The sequence below is a fragment of the Citrobacter sp. Ce104 genome, from assembly GCF_030334595.1.
GTDB classification, from domain to species: domain Bacteria; phylum Pseudomonadota; class Gammaproteobacteria; order Enterobacterales; family Enterobacteriaceae; genus Citrobacter; species Citrobacter europaeus.
In genome coordinates this window covers 43,975-60,120 of record NZ_JAOWDP010000049.1, presented here as the reverse complement: position 1 = coordinate 60,120, position 16,146 = coordinate 43,975, and the positions used below count along the sequence as shown (strand labels likewise).

The following is a 16,146-nucleotide window of genomic DNA, read 5'->3' as shown; positions in this document are numbered from 1 at the left end:
ACCCCTGGAAAAAAATACTATGCCGTTCCTCGGCTTAACAAAAAATCAACAATAAGAGTTGAAAAACAGACGACAACCCAAATATTTCTTATGTTTAACTCTAGACGTATTCACGCCGTTTATTGTGGGCAAAGACGCGTCTCGTTACAACCTTAACCCAAATGACTGATTTCGGGAGAACGGCCATGAGTTTATTTGATAGAAAGCATCTTGTTACTCAAGCAGATGCCCTACCTGGACGCAACACCCCGATGCCAGTGGCAACGCTGCATGCGGTTAACCAACATTCGATGACCAACGTGCCCGACGGTATGGAAATAGCGTATTTCGCCATGGGATGCTTCTGGGGCGTTGAACGTTTATTCTGGTCATTACCCGGGGTATACAGCACGGCAGCCGGATACACCGGCGGCTACACCCCTAATCCAACCTACCGCGAAGTCTGTTCCGGCGATACCGGGCACGCCGAAGCGGTACGCGTTGTCTATGACCCGCATGTTATCAGCTACGAACAACTGCTGCAGGTGTTCTGGGAAAATCACGACCCGGCGCAGGGCATGCGTCAGGGGAACGACCAGGGTACGCAGTATCGCTCCGCCATTTACCCGTTAACGCCAGAGCAAACCGCCGCGGCACAGGCGAGCCTTGCGCGTTTTCAGGCAGCAATGACCGCCGCAGGCGACGAGCGCGCCATTACAACGGAAATCACTACGGCAACCCCGTTCTACTATGCCGAGGACGATCACCAGCAGTACCTGCACAAAAATCCATATGGCTACTGTGGAATTGGTGGCATCGGCGTTTGCCTGCCGCCAGAACGTTAATCCGCAATTAACGAGCGACCGTCACCCGCGCGGCATGGCGCGTTGCGTGGGTGACGGTTCCCCGATCCGTCACCTTTCCCTTCAGCAACAGGTTAAATACCGGCGCAGAGGGGCGATTAAGACGGTTCTGCAGCAAATGCACCGCTTCCACGCCCAGCGCCCGACAGGGGATAGTGATACTGGTTACCGCGGCAACGATATGCGCGTCCAGTTCCTGAACATCCGTCGTCATCAGCGACAGCTCACCGGGTATCTCCACGCCAACGTTTTCCAGGATCCGCCGAATACCCGTCGACATTGACGCCCCGGCGCAGAAAATCACCTCTGGCCATGCTTCACGCGGCGTTTCACGTAGCCAGTTGCCTATCGCCCGCTCTGATTCATCCTCAGAAAACCCTTCCGTCACCAGCAGATCGCGCCCGGTATCAAACGGTATCTGATACTGTCTGTAGACCTCCTTAATGCCCTCCAGACGCCAGTACATCGTTTCCCGGCGCAGGCTGGTGACATGGAGAATACGCCGATGCCCCTGATCAAAAAGGTATTGCACAGCACGGTTGCCAATCGCCCGATGATCGGGAGATACCGCATCCAGTAACCCTTCTTTGTCCTGCGAGTTAATCAACACGCAGGGTTTATCCAGCAGTTGCGCCAGTTTATGCACGGTCGGGTCATCAATGCCGATAAGAATAATGGCATTGATATTCTTATTGTTGGCCTTTTCCTGAAAGACCTTGATGTCCGCGCGTTGCTCATCCAGCCCGCAGTAACTCAGATAGACATCATGCGGCGCTATCGCCTCCGCAATTCCGCGCGTGACTTCAAGATAAAACGCATCGCCACGGGCGGTGAAAGTGCGCAACGGAGCGAAAACGGCAATGCCGTTGATCAACAGTCGTCCACTGGACAGCGAGTCCAGAACACCCAGCCTGCGCGCGCAGCTGACGATCGCCTCACGCGCTTTATCGCTGGTATATGACTTCCCGCTAAGCACCCTCGACACTGTACTCACCGAGTACCCCGTCAGGGCAGCAATTTCATCCATTTTTAGCTTGCCAGACATTCTGTGACCTCACTCGCAATCAATCTTTGCAATTTTTTGCAAACGTAGTTCATTGACTCTAAAACACTTTTTCAATGACCGGATGAACTTCTTTTTCATCCTGCAACCGTTCTCACAAAATCACATTGTCGATATTCCAGGCGTTTCTTATGTTCCGCACATCCCTTATTTCTCATGAAAAAGGCACGACATGAAAAAAATACGCTTTGGCATTATTGGGGTTGGCAACATTGGTACCGTCCATGCGCGCTACCTGCTGGCCGGAACGGTACACGAAGCAGTGCTCACCGCAGTGTGTGATAACAATCCTGATAAACATGCGGCTATCCAACGGCTGGTCGGTGAAGAGGTGACGTTATTCAGCGACGCGCGTGAGATGCTGGAAAGTGGGCTTATTGACGCCGTTATCGTCGCCACTCCGCACTATGACCATCCGGGTTTATCGATGATGGCCATGCGCCTTGGCATCCATACGCTGTGCGAGAAGCCTGCCGGGGTCTATACCGCGCAGGTACAAGAGATGAATGCCTGCGCGCGCGAATGCGATGTGGTGTTCAGCATGATGTACAACCAGCGCCCCAATCCGCTGTATCAGAAAGTTAAAGATCTAATCGACAGCGGCGAACTCGGCGAACTGCGTCGCTCTAACTGGATCATTACCAACTGGTATCGTTCGCAGAGCTATTACAACTCCGGCGGCTGGCGCGCGACCTGGAAAGGTGAAGGCGGCGGCGTGCTGCTTAATCAGGATCCGCATCAGCTCGATTTATGGCAATGGCTGGTTGGCATGCCGGTACGCTTGCGCGCTTTTTGCCAGTTTGGCAAGCACCGCCAGATTGAAGTTGAAGATGACGTCACGGCCTACGCGGAATACGCCAACGGTGCGACCGGCGTGTTTATCACCACCGTCGCCGAAACGCCCGGCACAAACCGCCTGGAAATTGTCGGCAGTCGGGGAAAAGTCGTGGTGGAAGAAGGCCGATTGCGCTTCTGGAGACTACGGGAATCCGAAACCGACTTTAATGCGCGCTGGCAAAACGGTTTTGGTGAGCCGGAATGCTGGGAGGTGATAATCCCTACCGAACCAGAATGCAGCGAGCACTTTGTCATTACCCGCAATTTCACTGCCGCAATTCTGCACGGCGAACCGCTGATCGCCCCCGGTCTGGAAGGCATTCGCGGCCTGACGCTTTCCAATGCGATGCACCTTTCTACCTGGACCGATGACTGGGTTGAGCTACCAATCGATGAGCAGCGCTACTTCCAGTTGCTCCAGCAACGTATCGCCTCCTCAGTTGAAAAAACCGCGACCAGCCGCACGCTGGACGCTTCCGGTAGCTGGTAACGCGCAGGAGAAAATCATGCTCAACATTGCCATTGTCGGTACCGGGAATATCTCCCACAACCACATTCAGGGGTATTTACAGTTTGCCGATCGTTGCCGGATTGTCGCGTTGGTTGATATCTACCCGGAGAAAGCGGAAGAAAAGAAATCACGCTACGGCCTGAGCGAAGCGCGAGTCTACCGCAATCATCAGGCGATGCTGGACGCGGACATTGAGATCGATGTGGTAGATGTCTGCACCCCGCCGTACGTGCACGCAGCCATCAGCATTGATGCGCTGCAGGCCGGAAAACATGTGTTGTGCGAAAAACCAATGGCCTCTTCGCTCGAAGAGTGCGATGCGATGATCGCCGCGCAAAAGGCCAGCGGGAAAACCTTATCGATCATCGCGCAAAACCGCTTTACCGATGCCTTCTGGCGGCTGAAAACCGTTGTTGATTCCGGGCTGGCGGGCAAGATTTGCCATGCACAGGTGGATTCATTCTGGTGGCGCGGACACTGCTATTACGATCTATGGTGGCGCGGCACGTGGCAGAAAGAAGGCGGCGGCTGCACGCTGAATCACGCGGTACACCACATTGACGCCATTCAATGGATGCTGGGTTTCCCAACTGAAGTGGTGGCGATGATGACCAACGTCGCCCATGACAACGCCGAAGTCGAGGATCTTAGCGCGGCTATCTTCAAATACCCGAACGGGGCACTGACGCAGTTGACCGCCTCCGTGGTGCATCACGGTGAAGATCAAAAGATTGTCATTCAGGGTGAAAAAGCGCGTATTTCCGCGCCGTGGCAGGTTCATGCCAGCCAGTCGGCGGATAACGGCTTCCCGCAAACTGACAATAACGGCGAGCTGGAACAGCATCTGGAGACACTTTTTCGCACTACGCCACCGCTGCAATGGACGCTACATACTGGGCAAATCGATAACCTGCTTAATGCCATCGAACAACAGCTCCGTCCCCTGATCGATGGCGAACAGGGCAAGCGCTCGCTGGAGTTGATTACCGCTATCTATAAATCCGCCATCACCCGCACGGTGGTGACGCTGCCCATTCACCACACCGATGCGTTTTATCGCACCGGCGGCCTGATTGACATCGCCCCGCATTTCTATGAGAAATCCGCCTCCGTAAGCAATTTCACGGAAGTGGGCGCCATCCCTCTGGGTAAAGACTTAGATTCAGGAGTTAAAGAATGAACAAGCAAGATGGAATGCACTACGCCCCTACCGGGAAGCCTCAGCCGGTCGTGAAACCTGGCGAGTTTGTCATTGCCGCGGCCTCACTCGATCATGGTCATATCTACGGCATGTGTAACGGGTTGATTGAAGCAGGCGCCACGCTGAAATGGGTTTACGATCCCGACCCGCACAAAATCGATCAATTTCTGCAGCAGTATCCGCAGGCGCAGGTGGCCGATTCACTCGAGACAATCCTCAACGATCGCGAGGTCCAACTGGTTGCCGGAGCGGCAATTCCTTCCGAGCGCTGTCCGCTGGGACTAAAGGTCATGGCGGCCGGAAAAGACTACTTCACCGACAAGGCTCCGTTAACCACCCTCGCACAGCTTGAAGACGCCGAAGCGATGGTGGCGAAAACCGGGCGCAAATACGCAGTCTATTACAGCGAGCGTCTGCACGTTGAAAGCGCTGTTTTTGCCGGTCAGCTTGTCCACCAGGGGGCAATTGGGCGCGTGATGCAAACCCTCGGCACCGGTCCGCACCGCGAAGGTCACGGGCGCCCGGACTGGTTTTATGACAAACGCTATTTTGGCGGCATTCTGTGCGACATCGGCAGCCATCAAATCGAACAATTTCTGTTTTATACCGGCAACAGCGAGGCGCATATCGTCGCCAGCCAGGTGCGTAACGTCAATCATCCACAGTACCCGCAGTTCGAAGACTTTGGCGATGCCATGCTGGCGGGCGATAACGGGGCGACCGGCTATTTCCGCTGCGACTGGTTCACGCCGCAGGGGCTCAGTAGCTGGGGGGATGGACGCCTGACGTTGCTGGGTACCGAAGGTTACATTGAGATCCGCAAGTATGTGGATATCACCCGGGGTGAACAGGACGTGGTGTATCTGGTGAATAAAGACGGGGAATTCCGCTACCCGGTTGCGGGCAAAGTCGGCTTTCCTTTCTTCGGCGAATTCATTCTCGATTGTCTGAATCGCACGGAAAACGCCATGACTCAGGCCCACGCCTTTAAAGCCGCAGAACTGTGCGTGAAGGCGCAAATGCTGGCGAATGCCCGCGCATAATCGGAGGTGACATGACAACGCTAAATGCCGCCATCATCGGCGCGGGCGCTATTCACCGCAGTCACGTTAACGCCCTCCGGCTTTTGCCGGGGGTCACGCTGCGTGCGCTGGTCGATATTGATAGCGCCACCGGTTTGCAACAGGCCATGGCTTATAACTGCCGCTATTACCAGAATTACCGTGAGATGCTGCTGGATAATGACATCGACGTCGTCCATATCTGCACGCCTCATTTCGAACACAAAAACATGATTACCGCCGCGCTTGCCGCAGGGAAACATGTGTTTTGCGAAAAACCGGTGGGCTTGAATTGTACAGAGGTGGCAGACATCGCTAACGCAGCGGCGTCCGCCCAGGGCCTTCTGGGCGTGTGCTATCAAAACCGGCTTAATCCAACCAGTTTACGAATCCGCGATGAACTGGCGAAAAATACGCTTGGCAAAATGCTAAGCGTTAAAGCTGTTTTGACCTGGTCACGCTCCAGGGCTTATTACAGCGAAAGCCCGTGGCGCGGGCGTTTTGCCAGCGAAGGCGGCAGTTTACTGATCAACCAGGCTATTCATACTCTCGATCTGATGCAGTGGTTCGCCGGCGGCGTGACGCGTTTGAAAGGCGTGGTGGACAGCGGTGAACTGGCAGATGTCACCGAAGCCGAAGACAGCGCGATGGCGACCCTGCACTTTGCCAACGGCGCTCGCGGTCTGTTTTACGCCAGCAACTGCAACACCCTCGATTCACCGCTGCTGCTGGAGATCCATTGTGAGCAAGGCATGCTCCAGCTCACGGACAATACCCTGTGGCGCGTTACAGCGGACCGACGCCTGAAACTGGACTGCGATGGTTCACCGGACGGTCACGCCAAAAGTTACTGGGGTCTGGGCCACCAGCAGGCTATTCGTCAGTTTTATCATGCAATTACTCATGGAGGTCAGACAGAATATATCAACATTAATGAAGCCCGCAAATCACTGGCGATGGTTGAGGCTATTTATCACTCATCTAAAACCCGACAATGGATAACCATTAATAATTAAAATTAATTTAATGCTGCAGAATTAAATAACACCAGCCGGATAATACCGGAATACGCATACCCTACATACTGGAAAAATATTATGGTCAAACCAACTGAACGCAGAGTCAGTTATGGTGTAGCGATCGGCTATGGCATTACTGATTTATTTGGCGGCGGTGCTTTCGCCATTATCGGAACATGGCTTTTATTTTTTTACACCACCTACTGCGGTTTAAGCGTGCTGGAAGCAGGCTCAATATTTGCCATTGCCCGCGTGATTGATGCTGTACTTAGCCCAATTATGGGTTATATCACCGATAACTTTGGCGACACGTGGCTGGGCCGCAGATTTGGCCGTCGCCGCTTCTTTTTATTACTCAGTTCTCCTTTAATGTTTCTCTATGCCCTGCTGTGGCTGACCGACATGGGTTACTGGTATTACCTGGGAACCTATTTGTCGATTGAGCTGCTTTCAGCGATGGTGCTGGTGCCGTGGGAAACCCTGGCCGCAGAAATGACCAACCGCTACGAAGAGCGCAGCCGCCTCTCCGGCGTGCGCATGATCTGCTCGCAGCTGGGCGGATTTCTGGCCGTATCGGTACCCGGCATCCTGATGCAGTTTACCGGCAAAGATAATCCGTTTACCTATACGCTAACCGGGCTTATCTTTTCCGTCGTGTTTTGCATCGCGGTGTTCATAACCTGGCGCTGCACGTGGGAGGCTAAAGACGTTCAGGAAGAGACATTCCAGGCTGACCTGCAACGCAATAGCGGGATACTGAATCACCTTAAATATTTGATACTCGATCTGTTCTCGTCTTTCAGGATCCGGGCATTTCGCCTGCATATCATTATTTATATTTTCTCTTTTACCGCTATGGATGTATTCGGTTCAGTATTTACCTATTACGTGGTTTATTGTTTGAGCCAGGATGCCGCCTCCGTTTCTGGCTGGTTAAGCATTGCCGCTTTTGCTTCAGTTTTTGGCACCTATGGATTTATGCTATTACTGAATAAACTCAATATAACCCCATCAGCAGCACTACGCCTCTCTTACACTTGTATATTTAGCGTATTGGTATTTTTATTTGTTATTTATTATACCGAAACTCAGGTATCCAATATTCTGTTCTCTGCGATCTTTATTCTGCTCGGCATGGCGCGTTCTGGTCTTTACTATATCCCATGGAATATCTATAGCTTTATTCCTGATATTGATGAAATGGTAACCCAGCAGCGCCGCGAAGGGATTTTTGCCGGCGTTATGGTACTCACGCGTAAAAGTACGGTGGCAATCGCTATTTTGCTTATCGGCATGGTGCTGGAAGAATCAGGCTTTGTAAAAGGCAGCGGCGCGCAGCCGGAAAGCGCGCTCCACGCTATTATCGGATTGATGATCTTTGCTACCGCGGCGCTGCTGGCGGTGAGTTTCTACGCCACCTACAAATTCAAACTGACTCGCGAAACCCACAAAATCCTGCTCAAAGAGATCGCCCGCCGCAAACTGGGTGGCAACTATCGCGACTGCGATGAAGAAACCCGGGTGGTGATCAAACAGCTCACCGGCTACGAGTACGATGAGGTTTGGGGTGGCAGCGCCACGCAGCGTGCAACGGGACGCGTCAGTCTCTCAGATACAGAATAAGGAGCGCATCATGTATAACCCATGGAGCAAAGCACGGGCGCAAAGCTGGTATCAACAGCAAGCCTGGGGCTGCGGTTTTAACTACTTGCCGCGCACCGCGGTTAACTGGCTCGAAATGTGGCAAGCAGAGAGTTTCGATAGCGGCACTATCGATCAGGAACTCGGCTGGGCCAGCCAGTATGGCTATAACCAGTTGCGAACAAATTTACCGTTTACCGTCTGGCAGCATGATCGCGATGGGCTGCTCGAGCGCATCGACCTCTTCCTGAGCATTGCCCATAGCCACGGCATAAAAGTGATGCTGACGCTGCTCGACGACTGCGCGTTTTCCGGTGATGAACCCGTTATCGGTCAGCAAAAATCCCCGGTTCCAGGGGTTCACAACAGCCAGGCTGCGGGTAGCCCAGGCCGTGCCTGCGTGCTGGACAGATGCTGTTGGCCGCAAATTGAAGCCTACGTCAGAGATATCATCCGTTACTTTCGCCATGACTCGCGTATCAGCGTCTGGGATTTATATAATGAGCCAGGCAACGGCGGGATTTTTTGTCATACCGGCGAATTTGCCCGCTATGACGACAGGCTGGAAATTTACGCCTTAACCCTGATGACCCACCTGTTTAGCTGGGCGCGACAGGAGTCACCATCTCAACCATTGACCGTAGCGGCCTGGCATATTGACGATCGCGCGGCATGCGAGAATGCGTTTACGCATCCTGTTGATATAGCCGCGCTGCGGCTTTCCGACGTGATTAGCTACCATGCGTATGTCGATACCCCTGGCCAGTTGTCTCTTCTGTCGCAGTTGGCTGAATTTGGCAGGCCGCTCTTTTGTACCGAGTGGCTGGCACGCCATGTCGATAGCCGAATAGAAGAACAACTGCCGCTGTTTAGCGCCCAGCGCGTTTCCAGCTTTCACTGGGGATTGGTGCAGGGGAAAACGCAAACCTGGCTGCCGTGGCCGGATATCCCGCTTGACGAAACGACGGCGCAACTATGGTTTCATGATGTGCTAAAGCCAGATGGTTCGCCCTATAGCGAAAAAGAGATGCAGATGGTGCACAGGCTGAATCCCACAGAATAAGGCCAAAAAAGCTCCTCTGGCGACTTTACAGTACCTTACGCTATACTAGCTTCTGAATTTACCGGCTCAACTCCACGAGCCGGTTTTCGCATGGATTTATCAATTTCTCCCTTCCGAGGATCTGGCACAGCGCCGGATAAGATATGTTAAACAGTATTTTAGTCATTCTCTGCCTGATCGCCGTGAGTGCGTTTTTCTCGATATCCGAGATCTCGCTTGCTGCATCACGCAAAATAAAACTTAAACTGCTTGCCGATGAAGGCAACGTAAACGCACAACGAGTTTTGAAGATGCAGGAAAACCCCGGCATGTTTTTTACCGTCGTGCAAATCGGCCTTAACGCGGTCGCCATTCTCGGCGGTATCGTCGGTGATGCAGCATTCTCCCCGGCGTTTTACAGCCTTTTCTCGAAGTACTTCGCTCCAGAGCTCTCTGAACAGTTAAGCTTTATTTTGTCGTTCTCACTGGTTACTGGCCTGTTCATCCTGTTCGCGGATTTAACCCCGAAACGCATCGGTATGATTGCGCCAGAAGCTGTCGCTTTGCGTATCATCAACCCGATGCGCTTCTGCCTGCTGGTCTTCCGCCCGCTGGTGTGGTTCTTTAACGGTCTGGCAAACAACATTTTCCGTCTGTTTAAGATCCCAATGGTACGTAAAGACGACATCACCTCGGACGACATTTACGCCGTGGTCGAAGCCGGTGCGCTGGCGGGGGTTCTGCGTAAGCAGGAGCATGAGCTGATTGAAAATGTGTTCGAACTGGAATCGCGGACCGTACCGTCTTCAATGACCTCGCGCGAGAATATTATCTGGTTCGATCTCCACGAAGATGAGCAAAGCCTGAAGAATAAGGTGGCGGAACATCCGCACTCCAAATTCCTGGTGTGTAACGAAGATATCGACCACATCATTGGCTATGTCGATTCAAAGGATCTCCTCAACCGCGTACTGGCAAACCAAAGTATGGCGTTGAACAGCGGCGTACAGATCCGCAATACGCTGATCGTCCCGGACACGCTGACGCTCTCTGAAGCGCTGGAAAGCTTCAAAACCGCAGGCGAAGACTTTGCCGTCATCATGAACGAGTACGCGCTGGTGGTGGGGATTATCACGCTCAACGACGTTATGACGACGCTGATGGGCGATCTGGTAGGCCAGGGTCTGGAAGAGCAGATTGTGGCGCGCGATGAAAACTCATGGTTGGTCGACGGCGGTACACCGATTGATGACGTAATGCGCGTCCTGGATATCGACGAGTTCCCGCAGTCCGGCAACTATGAAACCATCGGCGGCTTTATGATGTTCATGCTGCGTAAAATCCCGAAACGCACCGACTCGGTGAAGTATTCAGGCTATAAATTTGAAGTAGTGGATATCGATAACTACAAGATCGATCAGCTGCTGGTGACGCGTCTGGACAGTAAACCTACCGTTCTGGTACCAAAGCTGCCAGATGCAAAAGAAGAGGCAAAGGCGTCGTAACGCCTTACAGAAACATCAACGGCTCCTGTCCAGGAGCCGTTTTTTTAACTACCGCATAGCACTTGATCAAGCCATCTCAGTTTGCAGACGCAAGACCTGACGGTTAACTTCGGACATCACAGAAAAATGCAGCTTGTCCTTCACTTTTGGGATAAGAATCTTACCCTTATCAAATTCAAAAGCGCCTACATCCTTGATATATAACCGTCCACGAAACAGGATCTTCACGTACTTCGCCACCTGCAGCGGGTTGTATCGTTGGAAAATTTTCATTGTTGTCTCCTGCTGAGTATTACGCCTTTGCGGTACCACAATCGGTCCGACAATCCTCAGGCGCAAATTTTAATGCCCTATGACTATAGACTATCTCGTTGATGTTTCCAGCGTGTATAAGTTTATTTACCTTCAGGTTACAATTATTCAGAATTATCTTTTCAACGCTTCGCTGTCTTCAGTATAAGCCTTCAATTTTCGCAGGATTTGTGCGCCCGTCCGCAAACTGGCATCGCGCTTGCGGGAAAAAGCAGCAATCGCACATATGATTAAACTCCAGACCCAAGTGGTCGGATCACCTGCAAAATAAAGAAAGAAGGAAAACCTATGACCTTACAAAAACTGCTGGCGCTGTCGTGTCTGCTGCTGCCGATGATTGCTTCCGCTCATAAGTTTGAGACTAACCAGCGCGTACCGCCGGTGGGAATCGCCGATCGCGGCGAACTGATTCTCGATAACGATAAGTTTAGCTACAAAAGCTGGAATAGCGCGCAGTTGCCGGGGAAAGTGCGAATTGTGCAACACATTGCCGGGCGCACCTCCGCCAAAGAGAAAAATGCAACGCTGATCGAGGCAATCAAGACGGCCAACCTGCCGCATGACAAATACCAGACCACCACTATCGTCAACACGGATGACGCCATTCCCGGTTCCGGTATGTTTGTGCGTAGCAGTCTGGAGAGCAATAAGAAGCTCTACCCGTGGTCACAATTTATTGTCGACAGCAATGGCGTTGCGCGTAAGGCCTGGCAACTGGATGAAGAGAGCTCCGCTATTGCCGTACTCGACAAGGACGGACGCGTTCAGTGGGCAAAAGATGGGGCGTTAACGCAGGAAGAAGTGCAGCAGGTGATTGCCCTGCTGCACAAATTGCTCAATAAATAGAGACGCGGAAGCCGGGGTTGAGGAACGATTCACGTGGGGTGTAATCCAGCGTTTTCCCCTGCCAGTCGTGAACGTGCGCTCCGGCTGCGGCGGCAACGGCGTGGCCCGCGGCGGTATCCCAGACGTTAGTTGGCCCAAAACGCGGATACAGTTGCGCATGCCCTTCCGCCACCAGGCAGAACTTCAGCGATGAGCCAATCGAGGTGGTCTGGTGATCGCCCAACTGTTGCAGATACTCTTTTAACTCATTGTCGGCATGCGAGCGGCTAATCACCACCAGCGGCGGACGCGCGTCACGAACCTGGATTTGTTTGCGCACGCCGCACTCTTCTTTCCACGCTTTACCTTCAGCCGCGCTGTACATCACTTTCATTACCGGCGCGTAAACCACGCCCAGTACCGGTTTTCCCTTCTCGATCAGCGCAATATTGACGGTGAATTCACCGTTACGCTTAATGAACTCTTTGGTACCGTCCAGCGGGTCTACCAGCCAGTAGCGCTGCCAGTGCTGGCGAACATCCCAGCCAGGAGGCGCTTCTTCAGACAGGACTGGAATATCCGGCGTCAGCGCCAGTAATCCTTCGAGGATCACCGTATGCGCGGCGATATCCGCCGCCGTGACCGGAGAATCGTCCTGCTTGCTGGTAATCTCCATCGGTTTGATTCCATCGTAGACCTGCATAATGGCATCGCCCGCGTTCCGTGCAAGCTGGCATACATGTTCTAGCATTCTCCACCTCGTTTATATCAGTGGTGTTAACTCGTTGTTTTACTTATACCCGATCGTCAGGGGATCCGCCAACTGTGATAGCGTCTGCGGTTTTAAACGCTATATTCATGTCATGATTCACAGTTCTGTAAGCAAGAAGATTTATATACATTTTCTTTTGTGGCTTAGATCTTAAAAGGATGCCCCTGATGATTAAGTTTAGTGCAACGCTTCTGGCAACGCTGATTGCAGCCAGCGTCAATGCCGCGACCGTCGATCTGCGTATAATGGAAACCACTGATTTACATAGTAATATGATGGATTTCGATTATTACAAAGATACACCAACAGAAAAATTCGGTCTGGTACGTACGGCAAGTCTGATCAACGCTGCGCGAGGTGAAGTCAAAAACAGCGTGCTGGTTGATAATGGCGATCTGATTCAGGGCAGCCCGCTCGGGGATTACATGGCGGCCAAAGGGCTGAAAGCGGGCGAAACTCACCCGGTATATAAGGCGCTGAATACCCTGGATTACGCGGTGGGTAACCTCGGCAACCATGAATTCAACTACGGTCTGGAGTATCTGCACAACGCGCTGGCCGGGGCGAAATTCCCTTACGTTAACGCCAATATCATCGACGTTAAGACCAAAAAGCCGCTGTTTACGCCTTATTTGATCAAAGATACAGAGTTGGTCGACCAGCAAGGGAACAAGCAGACGCTGAAGATTGGCTATATAGGCTTTGTGCCACCACAGATTATGACCTGGGATAAAGCCAACCTCAGCGGCAAAGTAACGGTGAACGACATCACCGAAACCGCGCGTAAGTATGTCCCGGAAATGCGGGAAAAAGGCGCCGATGTCGTGGTGGTGGTTGCTCACTCCGGACTTTCTGCCGACCCGTATCAGACGATGGCGGAAAACTCCGTTTATTACCTCAGTGAAATACCGGGCGTGGATGCCATTATGTTTGGTCACGCTCACGCCGTCTTCCCGGGTAAAGACTTTGCCAATATTAAAGGCGCAGATATCACAAAAGGTACGCTGAACGGGGTTCCTGCAGTGATGCCGGGTATGTGGGGCGATCACCTGGGCGTAGTGGATCTTGTGTTGAATAATGACAGCGGTAAATGGCAGGTCACTCAGGCGAAAGCCGAGGCGCGCCCAATTTATGACGCCGCGGGCAAAAAATCACTGGCAGCAGAAGACAAAAAAATCGTTGAGATCCTGAAAGCCGATCACGACGCCACGCGTGAGTTTGTCAGCAAACCAATCGGTAAATCCGCCGACAACATGTACAGCTATCTGGCGCTGGTACAGGATGATCCGACCGTACAGGTGGTGAACAACGCGCAGAAAGCCTATGTGGAACACTTTATTCAGGGCGATCCGGATCTGGCAAAACTACCGGTACTTTCCGCCGCCGCGCCGTTTAAGGTCGGTGGACGCAAAAACGATCCGGCAAGCTTCGTAGAAGTCGAAAAAGGTCAGTTAACCTTCCGGAACGCCGCTGATTTGTATCTCTACCCCAACACTCTGGTGGTGGTGAAAGCCAGCGGTAAAGAGGTGAAGGAGTGGCTGGAATGTTCCGCCGGACAGTTCAATCAGATTGACATCCACAGCAGCAAACCGCAGTCGTTGATTAACTGGGATGGTTTCCGTACCTATAACTTCGACGTGATTGACGGCGTGAATTATCAGATTGATGTTTCACAACCCGCCCGCTACGACGGGGAATGTCAGACCATTAACCCGAAAGCGGAGCGTATTAAAAATCTGACCTTTAACGGCAAGCCTGTCGATCCGAATGCTACCTTCCTCGTCGCGACCAACAACTACCGCGCCTACGGCGGTAAATTTGCCGGAACCGGCGACAGCCACATCGCGTTTGCATCTCCCGATGAAAACCGCTCGGTGCTGGCGGCCTGGATTGGTGCACAGACGAAGCGTGCCGGTGAAATTCACCCGGCGGCAGATAACAACTGGCGTCTGGCGCCGATTCACAGCGAGACACCTCTGGATATTCGCTTTGAAACCTCACCGTCTGAAAAAGCCGCTGTATTTATCAAAGAGAAAGGCCAGTATCCGCTGAAGAAAGTCGCGACCGATGACATTGGTTTTGCCATTTATCAGTTGGATTTAAGTAAGTAACTTTAGTGCCGGATGTGACGCGCTCGCGTCTTATCCGGCCTACAAAATACGTCGCCAACCCATCACGCCGCCCGCTCGTCCCGCTGCGCCAAAACCTGCGGCAAATTCAGTTCTATCCAGTCCGCCAGCGCGGCGACTTTATCGCTCACCTGCTCACCCAACGGCGTCAGGCTATACTCCACGTGCGGCGGCACCACCGGATACGACACCCGATTGATAAACCCGTCCTGCTCTAACGCCTGCAGGGATTGCGCCAACATTTTTTCACTGACGCCGCCCATCTTACGGCGCAAATCGCTGAAACGGTGCGTACCGTCGCGCAGCGCCACCAGAATCAACACGCCCCAGCGGCTGGTGACGTGCTTTAACACCTCGCGGGAGGGGCACTGTTCGGCAAACAGGTTGCCATCGCGTAATTGCTGGGAAAGCGTCGTAGCTGTCATTTTCATACTAACCTTTTTGTACGTACTTACTAAAAGTTAGTTTAGGTGTTAGCGTGATTAAACACAAGACCAATACCAAGGAGTCACCCATGATCGCGATTACCGGCGCCACCGGCCAACTGGGCCAACACGTTATAGAATCTCTGCTGAAAACCGTTCCTGCCAGCCAGATTGTTGCTATTGTGCGTAATCCTGCTAAAGCGACGGCACTTAGCCAGCAGGGCATTACCGTTCGTCAGGCGGATTACAGCGATGAAGCCGCCTTGACGACTGCCTTACAGGGTATCGACAAGCTACTGCTGATCTCCTCCAGCGAAGTGGGACAACGCGCCCCGCAGCATCGCAATGTGATTAACGCGGCACAGGCGGCCCACGTGAAATTTATCGCCTACACCAGCCTGCTGCACGCCGACACCTCCCCGCTGGGGCTGGCTGATGAGCATGTCGCAACCGAGAAGATGCTGGCTGAATCCGGTATCGCGTACGCGCTGCTGCGTAACGGCTGGTACACAGAGAACTATCTCGCCAGCGCACCGGCTGCACTGGAACATGGCGTGTTTATCGGGGCTGCTGGTGAAGGCAAAATCGCCTCAGCGACCCGCGCCGACTATGCCGCTGCCGCCGCGCGCGTCATCAGTGAAGACGGTCATGCCGGTAAAACCTATGAGCTTGCGGGCGACGCAGGCTGGACCCTGAGCCAGTTGGCTGCCGAACTGGCAAAACAGAGCGGTAAAAAAGTGGTGTATCAGAACCTGAGCGAAGCTGATTTTGCCGCCGCGCTAAAAGGTGTGGGCCTGCCTGCCGGACTGGCGGACATGCTGGCTGACTCAGACACTGGCGCCTCCAAAGGCGGCCTGTTCGACGACAGCCATACGCTGAGCAAACTGATTGGTCGCCCGACCACCTCGTTGGCTGACAGCGTCAAAGGCATCGTGTAAGTGTTAAAAATTAGTTAATTGTG

General features: G+C 53.0%; 15 protein-coding genes. 11 read left to right on the top strand and 4 right to left on the bottom strand.

The window, feature by feature from the left end; translation table 11 throughout:
* Nucleotides 1-185: 185 nt before the first annotated feature.
* The gene (gene msrA / locus OGW16_RS04220) at nt 186-824 is read left to right on the top strand and encodes a peptide-methionine (S)-S-oxide reductase MsrA (protein ID WP_043018205.1); all 639 of its coding nucleotides are present in this window, start codon (nt 186-188) and stop codon (nt 822-824) included.
* A gap of 7 nt (nt 825-831) precedes the next feature.
* Here the strand turns inward: msrA and OGW16_RS04215 are convergent, their stop codons facing one another.
* Entirely contained in the window at nt 832-1,887 is a 1,056-nt protein-coding gene (locus OGW16_RS04215; RefSeq protein ID WP_043018204.1) for a LacI family DNA-binding transcriptional regulator, read from the bottom strand.
* Between the two features lie 190 nt (nt 1,888-2,077).
* Here OGW16_RS04215 and OGW16_RS04210 point away from each other — a divergent pair, with 190 nt between their 5' ends.
* The 7 genes from OGW16_RS04210 to paeA all read left to right on the top strand — a co-directional run bounded on the left by OGW16_RS04210 (nt 2,078) and on the right by paeA (nt 10,722).
* Nucleotides 2,078-3,232, top strand: a complete 1,155-nt coding sequence (locus OGW16_RS04210) for a Gfo/Idh/MocA family protein (RefSeq protein WP_087052265.1) — start codon at nt 2,078-2,080, stop codon at nt 3,230-3,232.
* A 16-nt stretch (nt 3,233-3,248) separates the two neighbouring features.
* Nucleotides 3,249-4,433, top strand: a complete 1,185-nt coding sequence (locus tag OGW16_RS04205) for a Gfo/Idh/MocA family protein (protein ID WP_075145306.1) — start codon at nt 3,249-3,251, stop codon at nt 4,431-4,433.
* Nucleotides 4,430-5,497 carry a Gfo/Idh/MocA family protein gene (locus tag OGW16_RS04200; protein ID WP_286517947.1) on the top strand — a complete coding sequence of 356 codons (1,068 nt, stop codon included), beginning with the start codon at nt 4,430-4,432 and terminating at the stop codon, nt 5,495-5,497. The genes OGW16_RS04205 and OGW16_RS04200 overlap by 4 nt, the downstream gene beginning before the upstream one ends.
* Before the next feature lie 11 nt (nt 5,498-5,508).
* Nucleotides 5,509-6,531, top strand: a complete 1,023-nt coding sequence (locus tag OGW16_RS04195; protein ID WP_043018200.1) for a Gfo/Idh/MocA family protein — start codon at nt 5,509-5,511, stop codon at nt 6,529-6,531.
* An 81-nt stretch (nt 6,532-6,612) separates the two neighbouring features.
* Complete coding sequence (locus OGW16_RS04190; RefSeq protein WP_075145308.1) at nt 6,613-8,157, top strand: MFS transporter; 1,545 nt, start codon at nt 6,613-6,615, stop codon at nt 8,155-8,157.
* Between the two features lie 10 nt (nt 8,158-8,167).
* Nucleotides 8,168-9,238 carry a glycoside hydrolase 5 family protein gene (locus tag OGW16_RS04185; RefSeq protein ID WP_286517943.1) on the top strand — a complete coding sequence of 357 codons (1,071 nt, stop codon included), beginning with the start codon at nt 8,168-8,170 and terminating at the stop codon, nt 9,236-9,238.
* A gap of 143 nt (nt 9,239-9,381) precedes the next feature.
* Nucleotides 9,382-10,722, top strand: coding sequence for a polyamine export protein PaeA (paeA, locus tag OGW16_RS04180; RefSeq protein ID WP_003025713.1), 1,341 nt, complete (start codon nt 9,382-9,384; stop codon nt 10,720-10,722).
* Between the two features lie 66 nt (nt 10,723-10,788).
* Here the strand turns inward: paeA and OGW16_RS04175 are convergent, their stop codons facing one another.
* Entirely contained in the window at nt 10,789-10,995 is a 207-nt protein-coding gene (locus tag OGW16_RS04175; RefSeq protein WP_003025710.1) for a DUF1107 domain-containing protein, read from the bottom strand.
* 327 nt (nt 10,996-11,322) lie between these two features.
* Here OGW16_RS04175 and OGW16_RS04170 point away from each other — a divergent pair, with 327 nt between their 5' ends.
* On the top strand, nt 11,323-11,880 hold the full coding sequence (locus OGW16_RS04170) for a YtfJ family protein (protein ID WP_043018197.1): 558 nt from the start codon (nt 11,323-11,325) through the stop codon (nt 11,878-11,880).
* Here the strand turns inward: OGW16_RS04170 and cysQ are convergent.
* Nucleotides 11,870-12,610: a 3'(2'),5'-bisphosphate nucleotidase CysQ gene (gene cysQ / locus OGW16_RS04165; RefSeq protein WP_043018196.1), complete on the bottom strand. Its 741-nt coding sequence runs from the start codon at nt 12,608-12,610 to the stop codon at nt 11,870-11,872. The genes OGW16_RS04170 and cysQ overlap by 11 nt on opposite strands.
* Nucleotides 12,611-12,798: 188 nt before the next feature.
* Between cysQ and cpdB the strand changes: the two genes are divergently transcribed.
* The gene (gene cpdB / locus OGW16_RS04160; RefSeq protein WP_286517941.1) at nt 12,799-14,742 is read left to right on the top strand and encodes a 2',3'-cyclic-nucleotide 2'-phosphodiesterase; all 1,944 of its coding nucleotides are present in this window, start codon (nt 12,799-12,801) and stop codon (nt 14,740-14,742) included.
* Between the two features lie 62 nt (nt 14,743-14,804).
* Here cpdB and OGW16_RS04155 read toward each other — a convergent pair whose 3' ends face one another.
* Nucleotides 14,805-15,185: a winged helix-turn-helix transcriptional regulator gene (locus OGW16_RS04155; RefSeq protein WP_043018516.1), complete on the bottom strand. Its 381-nt coding sequence runs from the start codon at nt 15,183-15,185 to the stop codon at nt 14,805-14,807.
* An 89-nt stretch (nt 15,186-15,274) separates the two neighbouring features.
* Here OGW16_RS04155 and OGW16_RS04150 point away from each other — a divergent pair, with 89 nt between their 5' ends.
* A complete protein-coding gene (locus OGW16_RS04150) occupies nt 15,275-16,123 on the top strand; it encodes an SDR family oxidoreductase (protein WP_193145887.1) in 849 nt (282 codons plus the stop codon).
* Nucleotides 16,124-16,146: the final 23 nt, after the last annotated feature.